Source organism: Metabacillus sp. RB-C-LZQ-3-1 (assembly GCF_058315175.1).
Genome location: NZ_JBZFLI010000006.1, coordinates 262,059 through 276,098, shown reverse-complemented (window position 1 = coordinate 276,098; position 14,040 = coordinate 262,059). Strand labels below are relative to the sequence as shown.

At 35.6% G+C, this 14,040-nt stretch carries 12 protein-coding genes; 1 reads left to right on the top strand and 11 read right to left on the bottom strand.

Going from position 1 to position 14,040, the window contains the following annotated elements; genetic code table 11:
- Positions 1–125: 125 nt before the first annotated feature.
- The 4 genes from AC4GZ8_RS12430 to AC4GZ8_RS12415 form a co-directional block, all read right to left on the bottom strand.
- The gene (locus AC4GZ8_RS12430) at positions 126–1,565 is read right to left on the bottom strand and encodes an NAD-dependent malic enzyme (RefSeq protein WP_491082160.1); all 1,440 of its coding nucleotides are present in this window, start codon (positions 1,563–1,565) and stop codon (positions 126–128) included.
- Between the two features lie 261 nt (positions 1,566–1,826).
- The gene (locus AC4GZ8_RS12425) at positions 1,827–1,985 is read right to left on the bottom strand and encodes a hypothetical protein (protein WP_491082159.1); all 159 of its coding nucleotides are present in this window, start codon (positions 1,983–1,985) and stop codon (positions 1,827–1,829) included.
- 154 nt (positions 1,986–2,139) lie between these two features.
- Entirely contained in the window at positions 2,140–3,960 is a 1,821-nt protein-coding gene (locus AC4GZ8_RS12420) for an ABC transporter ATP-binding protein (protein WP_491082158.1), read from the bottom strand.
- Between the two features lie 8 nt (positions 3,961–3,968).
- The gene (locus tag AC4GZ8_RS12415; protein WP_491082157.1) at positions 3,969–5,723 is read right to left on the bottom strand and encodes an ABC transporter ATP-binding protein; all 1,755 of its coding nucleotides are present in this window, start codon (positions 5,721–5,723) and stop codon (positions 3,969–3,971) included.
- A gap of 331 nt (positions 5,724–6,054) precedes the next feature.
- On the opposite strand from AC4GZ8_RS12415, the gene AC4GZ8_RS12410 reads away from it, so the two are divergent.
- Positions 6,055–6,243, top strand: a complete 189-nt coding sequence (locus AC4GZ8_RS12410) for a histidine kinase (protein ID WP_491082156.1) — start codon at positions 6,055–6,057, stop codon at positions 6,241–6,243.
- A gap of 53 nt (positions 6,244–6,296) precedes the next feature.
- Here AC4GZ8_RS12410 and AC4GZ8_RS12405 read toward each other — a convergent pair whose 3' ends face one another.
- The 7 genes from AC4GZ8_RS12405 to AC4GZ8_RS12375 all read right to left on the bottom strand — a co-directional run bounded on the left by AC4GZ8_RS12405 (position 6,297) and on the right by AC4GZ8_RS12375 (position 14,026).
- On the bottom strand, positions 6,297–6,842 hold the full coding sequence (locus AC4GZ8_RS12405; RefSeq protein WP_491082155.1) for a hypothetical protein: 546 nt from the start codon (positions 6,840–6,842) through the stop codon (positions 6,297–6,299).
- Between the two features lie 205 nt (positions 6,843–7,047).
- Positions 7,048–8,673, bottom strand: coding sequence for a methyl-accepting chemotaxis protein (locus AC4GZ8_RS12400; RefSeq protein ID WP_491082154.1), 1,626 nt, complete (start codon positions 8,671–8,673; stop codon positions 7,048–7,050).
- Entirely contained in the window at positions 8,670–9,059 is a 390-nt protein-coding gene (locus AC4GZ8_RS12395; protein WP_491082153.1) for a hypothetical protein, read from the bottom strand. Before AC4GZ8_RS12395 ends, AC4GZ8_RS12400 begins: the two co-directional genes overlap by 4 nt.
- A gap of 259 nt (positions 9,060–9,318) precedes the next feature.
- Entirely contained in the window at positions 9,319–10,023 is a 705-nt protein-coding gene (locus tag AC4GZ8_RS12390) for an exonuclease domain-containing protein (RefSeq protein ID WP_491082152.1), read from the bottom strand.
- The gene (locus tag AC4GZ8_RS12385) at positions 10,020–11,009 is read right to left on the bottom strand and encodes a DUF294 nucleotidyltransferase-like domain-containing protein (protein WP_491082151.1); all 990 of its coding nucleotides are present in this window, start codon (positions 11,007–11,009) and stop codon (positions 10,020–10,022) included. The genes AC4GZ8_RS12390 and AC4GZ8_RS12385 overlap by 4 nt, the downstream gene beginning before the upstream one ends.
- 55 nt (positions 11,010–11,064) lie before the next feature.
- Positions 11,065–12,333, bottom strand: a complete 1,269-nt coding sequence (locus AC4GZ8_RS12380; protein WP_491082150.1) for an ammonium transporter — start codon at positions 12,331–12,333, stop codon at positions 11,065–11,067.
- A gap of 199 nt (positions 12,334–12,532) precedes the next feature.
- Positions 12,533–14,026, bottom strand: a complete 1,494-nt coding sequence (locus tag AC4GZ8_RS12375; RefSeq protein WP_491082149.1) for a glycine betaine uptake BCCT transporter — start codon at positions 14,024–14,026, stop codon at positions 12,533–12,535.
- Positions 14,027–14,040: the final 14 nt, after the last annotated feature.

The window sequence follows — 14,040 nt, the reverse complement described above, 5'->3', positions numbered from 1 at the left end:
CAATACAGTCAAACCATTCGATCTGTTCAACATGTGTTTTCCACAATACAAAAAACTCTTAAGTACCATCTCCCATATAACCTACAAAGCCGTGGTTATACAGAATATGGACTTAAGAGTTCTACTTATTTATTCTCTTGTAAAATTTCTTCTTTATACATATCTTTTCTTGCAACACCCGTTTCATGAGCTGCTTTTACCACTGCTTTTCGAACCTTTTCCACAACCTTTTGATTAAAGACACTAGGTACAATATATGTTTCACTTAACTCATCGTCTGAAACAACATCCGCAATAGCTTTCGCAGTTGCAATTTTCATTTCTTCATTGATTTCAGAAGCACGACAATCTAATGCACCTCGGAAAATTCCTGGAAAGCATAGAACATTATTAATCTGATTTGGAAAATCAGATCTTCCAGTAGCCATTACCTTCACATATGGCTCTGCTATTTCAGGATCAATTTCCGGATCAGGGTTCGCCAATGCGAATACTATAGGGTCCTTTGCCATTGATTGTAAGTGCTCGACCGTTAATACTCCTGGGGCAGATACTCCGATAAACACATCTGCATCTTCTATAACATCTGTAAGTGAACCGCTAAGGTTATCAGGATTGGTTATTTGGGCAAAAGCTGTCCAATTTGGATTTTCATATGTCTCATTTCTGTTAATGGCTCCCATACGATCAACTCCAATAAGTTGACGTACACCTGCAGCTAACAACATTTTCGCACAAGCTGTCCCTGCAGCTCCCACACCATTCAGCACAACTTTAATTTCTTTTATGTTCTTGCCTGTCAACTTTAAAGCATTATAAAGTCCTGCTAATAATACAACAGCTGTTCCATGCTGATCATCATGAAAAACAGGAATATTTAATTCAGCTTTAAGTGCTTCTTCAATCTCAAAACATCTTGGTGAAGAGATATCCTCCAAATTAACGCCACCAAAAGCAGGTGCAATTGCTTTGACAATTCTGATGATCTCATCTGGATCTTTTGTGTCAAGGCAAATCGGAAAAGCATCCACATCAGCCATCTGTTTAAATAGCATAGCTTTCCCTTCCATAACTGGCATTGCAGCTAACGGACCAATATCACCAAGCCCTAACACTGCTGTACCATCCGAAACAACAGCAACCGTATTTCTTTTAATCGTTAATGAGTGAGCTTTTTGTGGTTCATCTGCTATAGCATGACAAACCTGTGCAACTCCTGGTGTGTAAACTCTTGATAAGTCATCTCTGTTTTTAATAGGATTCTTCGGTGTAACTTCAATTTTGCCTCCAAGATGTAAAAGAAACGTACGATCTGAAACCGAAATAACCTTTACACCTTTTAGCAGCCCAAGTACATCCATTACACTTTGACCATGCTTCTGATTTTTCACTGTGATCGTGATATCACGGACTGTTTGTGTTTTACTAGTAGAGATCACATCAATTCCGATTATATCTCCGCCAACCTCACCTATAACTTTTGCAATTTCACTAAACGTAATTAAGTTTTTCTGAAAATGCAATCGAATAATAATGTTTGTGCTAGCATTACTTAATTGTGACATCTCTGACCTCCGTATCTTTTACCTTTAAAGGGGATATTAAAACAACTTATGTATTTCATCATTTACCTCAAAAGATTTGGAAGCGTTTTAATATCCTTTTTCCATTGTAGTACAACTTTTCTTCCTTGTAACTGTTTTCTAACTTTTTATCTTAAAATTCTTTTTTGTTACTTAAATGTGTGTTATTTAAGTAATCAAAAATTCTTACAGATAGTACAAAAAAAGCTGGCTCCCCTTGCAAAGGGAGCCAGCATCATGTTTTTATGGATGAACAGCTTCTAAAATCTGATCGTTAAAATAGACAACATGCGAGAGAATTGTTCTACCTTTCATTTTCTTCAGAGATTGTTTGGCCTCTTCTTCATTATCAAACTCGTACATTTTAATATTCTCTTCATCATATAAGGTTATGACCCACATTTTCCTGTTGTGCCTCCAATAATTAGTGGATTTAAAAGTAGACTTTACTTCCAAAGAGAATAATATCTCTAATTTTAAGTAATGTAAATAGATAGGATCATATTTTATATAATGTTCAAATATTAAGAAAAAAGGCGTCCGGTGGACGCCTTTTTTACCCTACCTCTAACATATTAAATTGTGCTTTCACTAAGCCATAATAAATCCCTTTTTTCTCCATTAGCTGCTGGTGATTTCCTTGTTCCATGATGTTACCGTGATCCAGGACGATAATATTATCCGCTTCTCGAATCGTAGAGAGACGATGAGCAATCATGATCGCAGTTCTTCCCTTTAAAAGTGTTCTTAAGGCATGCTGAATTTTCACTTCTGTTTCAGTATCAATACTAGCTGTTGCCTCATCTAAAATGATAATACGTGGATTTGCAAGCAATGCTCTAGCAAATGAAATAAGTTGTCTTTCACCTACAGATAAGACATTCCCTCTCTCTTCAACCTCGGTAAAATACCCATTAGATAAGTTCTTAATGAAATCATCTGCCCCAACCGCTTTTGCTGCTTCAATTACTTCTTCATCAGAAGCACTTGGACGACCAAAGCGTATATTATCAATAATCGTTCCAGAAAAAATAAAAGTATCCTGAAGAACTACACTGATTTGTGCTCTTAGTTCCTGAATTGATAAGTCCTTAATATTGATATCATCAATTTTTACTGTACCAGAAGTTGCATCATAAAAACGGCTTATCAGATTTGCAATTGTCGTTTTTCCAGAACCTGTATGCCCCACAAGTGCGACTGTTTGACCTGCATCAATTGTAAGGGAGATCTCATGTAAAGCTTTTCGAGAGGAATCATATGCAAATTCAACTGATTCAAATGTAATTTTCCCCTCTATATTTGTTAAACGAATTGGACTTTTAGATTCAGCAATAATAGGTCTTTCATCAAGAAATTCAAAAATCCGTTCAGATGAAGCCATTCCCATAAGCAGTTGATTATATACCTGGCCTAATCTTGAAATAGGCTCCCAAAACATGCCTAAGTAAAATGCAAATGATACGAAGGTACCAATTGTTATTGATTCATTTGCTATTAAACTCGCACCGTATGCAACTAAGATTGCGGTCCCAATCGCATTCGTCATTTCCACCATCGGTGTAAACATCGCATTTCTTTTTGTGGCATTCTGCCATGCACGAAAGTTTTCGGTATTAACACCATCGAAAAATTCGATATTTTCCTTTTCCTGTGTATAAGATTGTGTCACTCGGATTCCTTGAATAGACTCATTTAAATGTGAATTTAGCTTGGATTGCTTTAACCTAACATTTTGCCAAGAGCGACGTATTTTTTTACGTAAGCTTGTAGAAATGAAAAACATCAGTGGCACAATAATTAAAATCGCTAGAGTAAGTTCCGGGCTTAGTGTAAATAATAAAGCAACTACTCCAATTAAGAGGATAAAATCCATTAATAGATTAATAACCCCGCTTGTAAACAATTCTTGTAGTGAATTAATATCATTCATAATTCGAACAAGAATAGAGCCCGCTGATCGTTGATCAAAAAATCGATGTGACAAGGTTTGAACATGTGTAAATAAATGCTTCCGAATATCATAAATAACATTTTGTCCTAGCATATTCATCCATTTAATCCGGAATTTATTTGCAATATATGATAAGATATAGAGCCCCGCTATTGTCAAAACTAAAATGGTTAATAAATTAATATCTTTGTTGGCAATGGCATAATCGAGAGTGTATTTTCCTATTAAAATTGGTGCAATCAATCGGACAAGTGCTGATATTAATACTGCAACAAATGCTCCTGGAAGCAGGGTTTTTGAATATGGTTTTAAATACCTAAGCAATCTCCACATTTGCTGCCAGTTAAACGGTTTTTCAATAATTGTATCTGCGGAGTAATGAAATCTCTCCATAATTTTTTCTTTTTTATCTTTTTGATCCATTTTTTCACCTACCCAGCCGTTGACTGTAAGACAGCCTTTTGGTCTTTATATTGAATATCATAAATTCGTTTGTAATATCCATTATTTCTAACTAATTCATCGTGTTTCCCTCTTTCAACAATTGAACCGTTTTCAAGAACAAGAATCTCATCTGCATGCTTTAATGACGAAATGCGATGTGCGATAATAAAGGTTGTTCTCCCCTTCATAACTTCCTTTAAGGCTTTTTGAATATTAAATTCTGTTGTCATATCAACCGCACTAGTTGAATCATCTAAAATCAATATACTTGGATTCATACAAATGGCACGTGCAATCGCAATCCTTTGCTTTTGGCCACCAGATAATCCTAGACCACGCTCACCAAGCATTGTGTCATACCCATCAGGTAATTCCATAATAAAATCATGTGCTTGAGCTCTTTTTGCCGCATCTATAATCGTCTCCATCGAAGCATCTGGACGACCATATGATATATTCGCTTTAATTGTTGAAGAAAATAAAAATGATTCCTGTAAAACAACCCCAATATTTGAACGTAATGTTTTTAAAGAGTAATCTTTTATATCTCGATTATCGATTAATATTTGACCGCTTGATGGGGTATAAAATCTTGTTAAAAGTTGAGTTAAACTGGTTTTTCCTGATCCCGTAGCACCAATTAATCCAATGGTCTTCCCTGATGTTGCTTCAAATGATATATCACTAAGTGCAAGCTCATCCTCATCCTTATATCGAAGGCTTACATGATGAAACTTAACATTCCCATTTATCTTATTAACAGGAGCTACCTGTTCCATGTCTCTGATGGTTTCATCAGCATCAAGAATTTCGAGTAATCTTTCCCCAGAAGCCTTAGATTGAGAGAATAAGTTGATGACAAATCCTAAGTGCATGATTGGGCCCATTAAATACCAAACTAAACTAAAAAAGGCAACGAGCTCACCAGGCTGAAGTCCCCCCTGAATGACTAGAACACTTCCGTATGCCAGTAAGGCAACAACACAAATATTTCCGATGAGTTCCATAAGCGGAAAAAACTTAGCCCATATAAATGAAGTTGTTAGTGATTTTTCCTTATAATCTCCATTTGCTTGGTTAAATTTATTTATTTCAAATTCCTCTCGTGAAAGTGCTTTAACTGTCTGGATCCCACTAATATTCTCTTGGACATTCGTATTCAATTTACCAAACGATTTTCGAATATTCCGGAAAGACGGATGAACTCGTTTATCAAAATGGTAAACAGCCACAGCTAAAAACGGTAAAGCTGCGATCGTAACCAATGTTAGCGGAACAGAATAAATGAACATAACGGTTAATGTACCACCTACTAAAAGAACGAACCGAACGAGCTCTGAAAAACCGAAGGATAAAAAAAATCGAAATCCTTCAACATCTGCTGTTAGCCTAGACATTAAGTCACCTGTTTTGGCGTTGTCATAATACATAAATGGAAGACGTTGTAGTTTTTCATATAAAGCATTCCGAAGTTTGTATACAGATTGAATTCCAAACATATCACCTAAATATTGATGAAAAAAAGCAGATACCCCTTTTACAACCATTAATGCTAAAAATCCACTCACAATCCACGGAATATATTCATATTGTCCTTTTAACACAATTTCATCAATCGTTAATTGAAGAACAATCGGATAGACTACAGTAATGGCTGTGATGAATAGAACAAAAAATAATGACCATAAAAAATATCTTTTGTATGGCCAGTAAAAGCTTTTCAGCTTTTTAAAGGTTTCCATATATACCCTCCCCATTTACATGTTTCCATTTTTCAATCACATTAACTATAAATATAACGTGATACGTTTAAATATATCGGGAATCGAAATATTTTTCCAGAGATTTCTCTGAATCTTCCAAAAAACACGTCTATGGAAGGAAATTCCCTCATCCAAAAGGATGAGAACAGTTAATTTCCCATAAGAATTAACAATCAAGGTGAAAATAAAAGCTTCCTCCACATCATGTCACAATATGCAGAGGAAGCTTTTTTATTCTTTCAAAAACATATCAATCTTGGCTTTTTATGATAAACTATGTTCATATTAAGCTCGAGAAGGATGTGTCATATTGAATAGATTAAAAATTATTATTCCAATATCAGTAATCGTTTTCATTTTTGCAATAAGAGTTCTTGACCAGCAATTTGGGGATGATATTTCAATTGAAATAAGAACAATCATCGCCTTAGGAGGAGCATTATTTTCCGGCCTTATCTCCTATTTTCTTTTCCCAAGCAAACAAGATCAAAAAAACTAACAAGTCATTCGAAGGATGACAATTCATGGTTGGTATCCTTCGAAATGACGTGTCTATACTCCTTTAAATGCTGTGACCCCAAAAGTATCATCTCGAGCATACCCATTTAAGTGAATATCTAAATCATGAAATAAACGATGCAACTGTATCATTGCTTTACGGTTATCACTTTCAATAATCTTTTTTGCCGAATTTTCAATTTGTACAAAGTCATTATATAAATCCTCATTATTAATCTTAATTCCTTTGAAAACTTCGACAATTTCAAGTGCTTTATCTTTTTGTTCTTTATAATTCGCCGTATTTACTCTTCCCCAACAAAGAGTATTGTTGTAATACTGATGAAAATCTGTAATAAATTCATGTCCGTCCGTAAATTCTCCAGTTGTGAATGAAATAATATCCTTTGAAGCAGGCTCATGAATGACTTCTGTCGGGATATCTTTTTGTTGTTGTTCACTTTGTATTGCCGGGACATTCCCGCCTAACGTTGCCTTTTGTTCAGTTTTACCAGATGAAAAAAGGAAAAATCCACCATAGGCGCCAGCAGCAATCAGCATGATCCCAAGTGGTATAATGATTTTCCAATATGTCTTCATCATTCCTCCCCCTTCCATATTTTTGATGTTTATATTTTATAGTATCAGTTGTATTCAAATGGAATCAATCTTTATGCCCTGATCTTGCTCAAACTTATATAAAAATAGTCCTAACAATAAAAGTCTTATACTTCTCCCTTTTAAAAGTACAAAAACTAGCCAATTAAGCAATCGCAAAATTAGCTAGTTTACTAGTTTAGAATTTTTACACCTTAAACCGATCTATTATTAATTGAAGTTCTTCGGCCATATCTGTTAGCGATTTTGATGCCATTGTGATTTCCTCCATGGAAGCGAGCTGCTCCTCTGTTGTAGCAGCTACTTCCTCAGAAGTTGCAGAGCTTTCTTTTGCTATAACAGCCAATTCATTTGCCGAGGCACTAACTTCTTGTACAGCTGCAGTGATTTCCTGTACAACTGCTGAAACTTCATCGATCTGTGGTGTCATCATGTTCATTCGATTCATGATCAAATCAAATTTTTCTGAGGTTTCTATTGAAATGGCAAGTCCTTGTTCAGCATTTTTTGAAACTTCATCCATTACTTCAACAGATTGATTCGTATCTTGTTGAATTGATGAGATAAGAGCAGAGATTTGACCTGCCGACTGTTGGGATTGCTCAGCTAGCTTTCGTACCTCATCCGCAACAACTGCAAAGCCTTTACCATGTTCGCCAGCTCTAGCAGCTTCAATCGCTGCATTAAGAGCTAATAGGTTTGTTTGATTTGCAATTTCTGAGATTGCATCTAATATTTTTCCTATTTCATGTGAACGATTCGAAAGAGATTGGATAACTTTATTAGACTCTAAAACAGAAGCATGAATAAATTTCATCTGTTCCAAACTGTTCTTGACATATTTTCCGCCAATTGCCGCCTCACCTAATGTTTCTTGAGCTAACCCGGATACACTTTGAGAGCTTGAAGTGATGCGAAGAACACCTTGAAGTACTTCTTCTAATGCCTTATTATTCTCCTCAATTTTGAGCGTTTGTTGCTCAGCGCCTGCTGCAACTTCCTGAATCGCCTCTGTCACCTGTTTTGTCCCAGTTGTCGTTTGATCAGCACTTGCAATTAATTCTTCAGATGATGAACTAACACGTTCAGAAGCTGATTGTAAATTGGTAATAACATGACGTAAGTTTTCTACCATTACATGGAAGCTTTTAGAGAGTTTTCCTATCTCATCATTTGAGTTAGTATCAATCTCTATTCCTAAGTCACCATTTGATATTTGATCAGATGTATGAATTAGCTTACGAATAGGTTGTAAGATTGAACGTATAATAACAAATATGATGATACCTCCAATGATAAAGGAAGTGAAAATAACAATTAATGTATCTAGTAAAATTCCGTTTGCAACATCTTTCGTTTCACTTGAATACATCGTACCAGCAATTTTCCATCCGGTAAGCTCATTTGTCGTAAAATCCATTTGTTTGTCTGTACCGTCTATTTGATACGAAAAATTACCCTTTTTACTTTCAAATAAATTTCCTACCCAGTTTCCTGTTACTTTTTCACCTTGCATCGTTGGGTGAATTAAATATGTTTGAGTCTTATCAATAATTGTGACATACCCTTCACTTCCAACCTTAACGTTACTCGTTAACTCACTTAAAGAGTTGATATCAATATCAACCGCTACTACACCAGTGCCATCATTAAGAACCTTTGCAAACGTAACAGATATTTCGTTTGTATCAGCATCAATGTACGGGTCTGTTATGACAACTTCACCTTTATTTTCCATTGCAAGTGTATACCATGGCCGATCTCTTGGATCATAATCCTCTGGTAGGTCAACAGACATTGGTGAGATGATCATATCTCCTGTATTAAAGCCAATGTAAATCGCCTGAGCACTTGCTTTGTCTGGATATATTGATTAAATTTCATCATAATTTTCTCAAGATCTTGCGCCTCTACTTTTGCGTTAGCTGTTTTGGCTGTTTGCGCAAAATATTCGACATCTTCTTTTATCGGCTCCAACTGTGTTTTTATGGATGAATTAATTAGCTGTACACTTTCCTGAGCCGTTTGCAACATGCTCTTCTCCAGCTCCGATTGTGCAGATTTATAGGAAATTAATCCTATCAGGACACTGGGTACAAGTAAAATAAATACAAAAGCCAAGATTAACTTTTTCCTTATTGTTAAATTCGCATTCAACTTTTTACGAGTATTCTTCAAATGAACTAGCATGTCCTTCATGGTGCATATCTCCTTTTACCTAATTATGTATGGAATAATAAAACATTTATTAAACGATTAGACTCACAAAATCACTAGTCCTATCATACTACTTTTACATTTATTTAACCATAAAATATTCTCAATTAAGTAAATTCAGAATTAATAATAACTCTAACCCTTTTTTAATTTTTCCCTACAAAAAGGACAGCCTTAGTTGCAAAAACTGAACTAGGACTGTCCCTTATTAAAATATGCACCTTTTACCATATTCCCAAAATTAGGCAATGGTATATCGTTCATAAAGATCCTTTAATGAATGACACCCTTTTTGCTTGAGCTTATTTACATAGATACTCCAAAGTTGTGCTGTTAACTTCGCGTCATAAAGAGCATGATGTCTTCCATGGATTGGTATACCGTTATGCTCACAACATTCCTCTAAAGTGACCAGCTTTTGATCAGGCTCTGCAATTCGATAGAGAAAAGACATATCGACAAGACGATGTTTGAATGGGGCCCGATATAACTTCCAAGATGCATGTTGAAGGAACACTTTTTCATGATTCGCATGATGCGCAACAAGAGTATAATCCTGAGCATATTGAAAAAATTGAAAAAGCACCTCAGACAATAAAGGAGCATTAGCTAATTCTTCGTTTGTTAAACCTGTTAATTGACTGATTTCCTCTGAGATTTGTTTTTCTGAGCGAACAAGCGAATAAAAAGTTTCTTTTTCTTTAATTTCATCACCTTTAACTTTAATAGCCCCTATCGAAATGATTTGATCTCCTTGATCGGGATAAAAACCAGTCGTTTCAATATCAAACACAATGACATTAAGGTCTGTTAATCTTATATTAAGAGTTTCCTCGACCTTCATTTCACGTTGCAATTGTCTCAAATAGGCAACTTGCTGATGAGATTGGCTTCCTTGAGCTCCACCGAGTTTTCCTTTCATGAAAAAGAACGGATCAAATGTCATGTTAAACACCCTTTATCAATAATCCCTTGTACATATTGATGAAGTTTTTTTCCATCCCTTAAAATTGTTTTCATGTCACGTTTTTCTTCCTTTGACATCTTTTTGATGTTTAAGTAATGTACATCATCATACGATGTAGCGTTTTTAAATAGCATCACTCTGTACTTAAGAAGTTTTTCAAAATTATGTTTATAATGGGGCATATCTTCCTTATATTCACTTATTTTCGACAAGCGATCTAACCTATCTATAGTTGACGTTTCAAAAACACCTTCTTTCATTGCCAAAACTCTTATCGCATTCACATAGGGTAAAAATGCTGTTTTCTTTAAATCGATACATCCTTCGTACGGACCATTTTGCTCTACATAAATTTGCCCTAGAGGACCAACTGATTGTTTAATATGCTGAATATTATCCATAAAGCGCTGCAAAAGCTTTTGTTCTTGTCTTTGATAGTCAAAGATGGCCTTCTTCAAATCTTTTACAAAATCACTATTTCCTACTAAACTTCTTGAATCATAAAAGATTTGCAAATATCTTATCGACTCCCAGCTTTTTTCATCCATCCAATGAATAAGCTGGTCCTTCCAATTCTGTAATGATTTGCACCACATGGGATTTGAGCTCATCACTTTTCCTTCACAATAGGGATAACCAATGAGAAAAAGTCCTTTTGATAACTCTTCTCCAAGTTTCTTAAAATATTCAATTGCTTGACGGGAATGTTCCTCATAAATTAATCCATGATCCTGGTCACTTATGATCCCTTGTTCAAAACGACCTCCACTTCCTGTTATAAACCAGGAAAAATAACAGGGTGGCTTCCCATACGTTTTTTCATGATGAAAGAGTGCTATTCTACTAGCACTCCTCATCATCTCATCATGAAATTCATTTAAGCCTCTAGTATCAAGCTCATAATTGTGAATATGTTCATCTTTCCATTTTTTAATTGATTCATAGGAATCAAAATTTCCTTTCATGAGAGACACTTCCTCACGTTTTGTCAAAATGAGTGTTGTATTCCACTTATCCTGATTATGAACCAACATTTTGATTTTTGGAAGCAAATACTTCTGGATACCCATAGCTTCCGTGCTCACTTATATCTAATCCCATTACTTCTTCTTCTTCTGTTACACGTAAGCCATTCATTACTTTCTTTGCAATGGCAAGAATGACAAACGATACAACAAATGCGTAGATACCTGATACAGCTACCCCCATAAATTGTACTCCAAGTTGATCAAAACCGCCGCCATAGAATAATCCTGGTTTACCAACAGAAGCTAATTCAGGTGTTGCGAAGAATCCTGTTGATAATGTACCCCAAACTCCTGCTACACCGTGAACAGATAATGCAAAGATAGGATCATCAATTTTTCTCTTTTCAAAGAATCTTGCACTGTAGAATACTAGTATTCCAGCGATAAATCCAATTACAACAGCTGCCCATGTGTCCACGAATGCACATGATGCTGTGATCGCAACTAAACCTGCTAATGCACCGTTAAGCATAGTTGGTACATCTGATTTCCCTAAAACCATCCAAGAGATAAGTAGTGCTGCAACTGCACCTGCTCCAGCAGCTAAGTTTGTGTTTAATGCAACAAAACCAAAGAACCCTTCATCAACCGCCACTGTACTACCGGCATTAAATCCGAACCAGCCTACCCAAAGAATTAACACACCTAATGCTGTAAATACTTGGTTATGACCTTGAATATTGTTTGCAGAACCATCTTTATTGTATTTTCCGATACGAGGTTTTAGAAGAATTGTTGCTGCAAATGCAGCCATTGCACCAGTTAAATGCACAACAGTTGAGCCTGCAAAATCTTGCTTACCGTGCTCAGCTAACCAGCCTCCACCCCAGATCCAATGAGCTATAACAGGATATATAAGTGCTGAGAATAAAATTGTAAACACTAGATAAATAGATAATTTTGCACGTTCAGCAAATCCACCTAAAGCAATTGTAATTGAAATACAAGCAAACGCACATTGGAATACAAAAAATACCGCCGTTGATAAACTTGCACCTTCTGCTTGAGCTCCTGAATAAAAGAAGTCTGTTAAACCAACGAAAAAGTTACCATTCCCACCAAATGTAAACGCATATCCTACTGCCCAATAAACTAATGATGCAAGACCAACCGTAAAAATTGTTTTACCAGCAATATGACCAGCATTTTTCATTCTCGTTGAGCCTGCTTCTAGTAAAATAAACCCACCTAACATAAAAATCACTAAAATTGCTGCGAGCATAACCCAAAGGCTATTCATCAAAAACAAAGTGTCCTCCATTACATTTCCTCCTGTCTGATAACTTTACTTACGATGTTAGAAAATATAACATCTGTTTCTTATTTACTATTCTATACGATATTCAATAAGTGTCAACCCGTTTTGGAAAGTTTCTGATAATTGTATGTAAGAATATCTAACACATTAAACAAATTGCTACACGCAAAAATACATCCCACAAAAAGTGAGATGTATCAAATTATCTTTTTACCATTTTCTTTCTTTTTATTTCACCACTAAAGTCCTTAAGTATTGAGAACGACATCGCAATTAGGACAAAAGTCAGAGGAAATGCACTGACTATAATCGCTGTTTGCATCGCATCCAACCCACCTGAAAGCATTAAAACGATTGCTGAAGCTGAAAGGAAAAATCCCCAAACAGTTTTCACAATATTTGGCGGGTTTAGACTTCCATTTGAAGTTTGCATTCCTAATACAAATGTCGCAGAGTCTGCTGATGTTACAAAGAAAGTCGTAATTAACATTAAAGTAATCACAATCAATAACCCTGATAACGGCAATTGCTGATACACAAAGAATAAAACTGTTTCTAATGTTTGTCCACTTACATCTAATCCCTCAAAGAATTCGAAATAAATACCTGTTCCACCGAAAACCGCAAACCAAAAAGCACAAACAAGAGTAGGAATGATTAAAACAGCAATCATGAACTCTCTAACAGTTCTCCCTTTTGAAACACGGGCAATAAATGTACCTACAAATGGCGCCCAGGCAATCCACCATGCCCAATAAAAGATTGTCCAGTCTTGAATCCAAGTAGCATCTTCTTTATTAAAAGGCGCAAGCCTTAATCCCATACTCGGTAAATTTTGTATATAACTTCCTAATGTTGTGGTAAATAAATCTAACAAAAAGCCGGTAGGTGCAAGAATTAAAAAGAGTATAAGCAAAATAACAGCCAAAATTAAATTTGCATTACTTAAATATTTAATCCCTTTTTGAATACCAGTTGTAGCAGATAACATAAATAACACTGTTACGATCGAAATAATGATTAATTGGATTGTAAAAGTAACTGGTATTCCAGTTATATAATTTAGTCCACTATTAATTTGTGCGGCTCCAAGTCCTAAAGAAGCTGCTACACCGAATATTGTGGCAAATACAGCAACAACATCAATAGCAATTCCAAGTGAACCGGTTGCGCGTTTTCCTAGTAATGGAGTTAATGTAACACTCATTAAACCTGGCTGCTTTTTTCTGAATTTGTAATAGGCTAATACTAATGCAATGACAGCGTAAATGGCCCATGCATGAAATCCCCAATGCAAGTATGTATAGCGCAGAGCTACCTTTGCCGCTTCGGCAGTACTTCCTTCTCCAATTGGAGGACTCGCGAAATGAGATACCGGTTCTGATACTCCAAAAAACAATAACCCAATCCCCATTCCAGCACTAAACAACATCGCAAACCAAGTGGCACGTTTAAATTCCGGCTTTTCATCATCAGCCCCAAGCTTAATTTTTCCATACTTGCTAAAAATTAAAAACAAAGCAAAAATTAAAAAGAATGTAGCAGACAACTGGTAAAACCAACCGAAATTACTAAGAAAAAAAGCTTTCGTTTTATCCATCATTACTCCGAGATGATTAGGAGCAATAACACCCCACCCAACAAATAGTGTGGCAATTACGATTGAAATCCAAAAAACCTTTGATACTTTTTCCATTATCTATCTCCTTT

Excerpts from the sequence above, each read along its gene's own strand:
- AC4GZ8_RS12430 (WP_491082160.1), bottom strand. The coding sequence starts at position 1,565 with ATGTCACAATTAAGTAATGCTAGCACAAACATTATTATTCGATTGCAT.
- AC4GZ8_RS12425 (WP_491082159.1), bottom strand. The coding sequence starts at position 1,985 with ATGTGGGTCATAACCTTATATGATGAAGAGAATATTAAAATGTACGAG.
- AC4GZ8_RS12420 (WP_491082158.1), bottom strand. The coding sequence starts at position 3,960 with ATGGATCAAAAAGATAAAAAAGAAAAAATTATGGAGAGATTTCATTAC.
- AC4GZ8_RS12415 (WP_491082157.1), bottom strand. The coding sequence starts at position 5,723 with ATGGAAACCTTTAAAAAGCTGAAAAGCTTTTACTGGCCATACAAAAGA.
- AC4GZ8_RS12405 (WP_491082155.1), bottom strand. The coding sequence starts at position 6,842 with ATGAAGACATATTGGAAAATCATTATACCACTTGGGATCATGCTGATT.
- AC4GZ8_RS12400 (WP_491082154.1), bottom strand. The coding sequence starts at position 8,673 with ATGATCATCTCACCAATGTCTGTTGACCTACCAGAGGATTATGATCCA.
- AC4GZ8_RS12395 (WP_491082153.1), bottom strand. The coding sequence starts at position 9,059 with ATGAAGGACATGCTAGTTCATTTGAAGAATACTCGTAAAAAGTTGAAT.
- AC4GZ8_RS12390 (WP_491082152.1), bottom strand. The coding sequence starts at position 10,023 with ATGACATTTGATCCGTTCTTTTTCATGAAAGGAAAACTCGGTGGAGCT.
- AC4GZ8_RS12385 (WP_491082151.1), bottom strand. The coding sequence starts at position 11,009 with ATGAAAGGAAATTTTGATTCCTATGAATCAATTAAAAAATGGAAAGAT.
- AC4GZ8_RS12380 (WP_491082150.1), bottom strand. The coding sequence starts at position 12,333 with ATGGAGGACACTTTGTTTTTGATGAATAGCCTTTGGGTTATGCTCGCA.
- AC4GZ8_RS12375 (WP_491082149.1), bottom strand. The coding sequence starts at position 14,026 with ATGGAAAAAGTATCAAAGGTTTTTTGGATTTCAATCGTAATTGCCACA.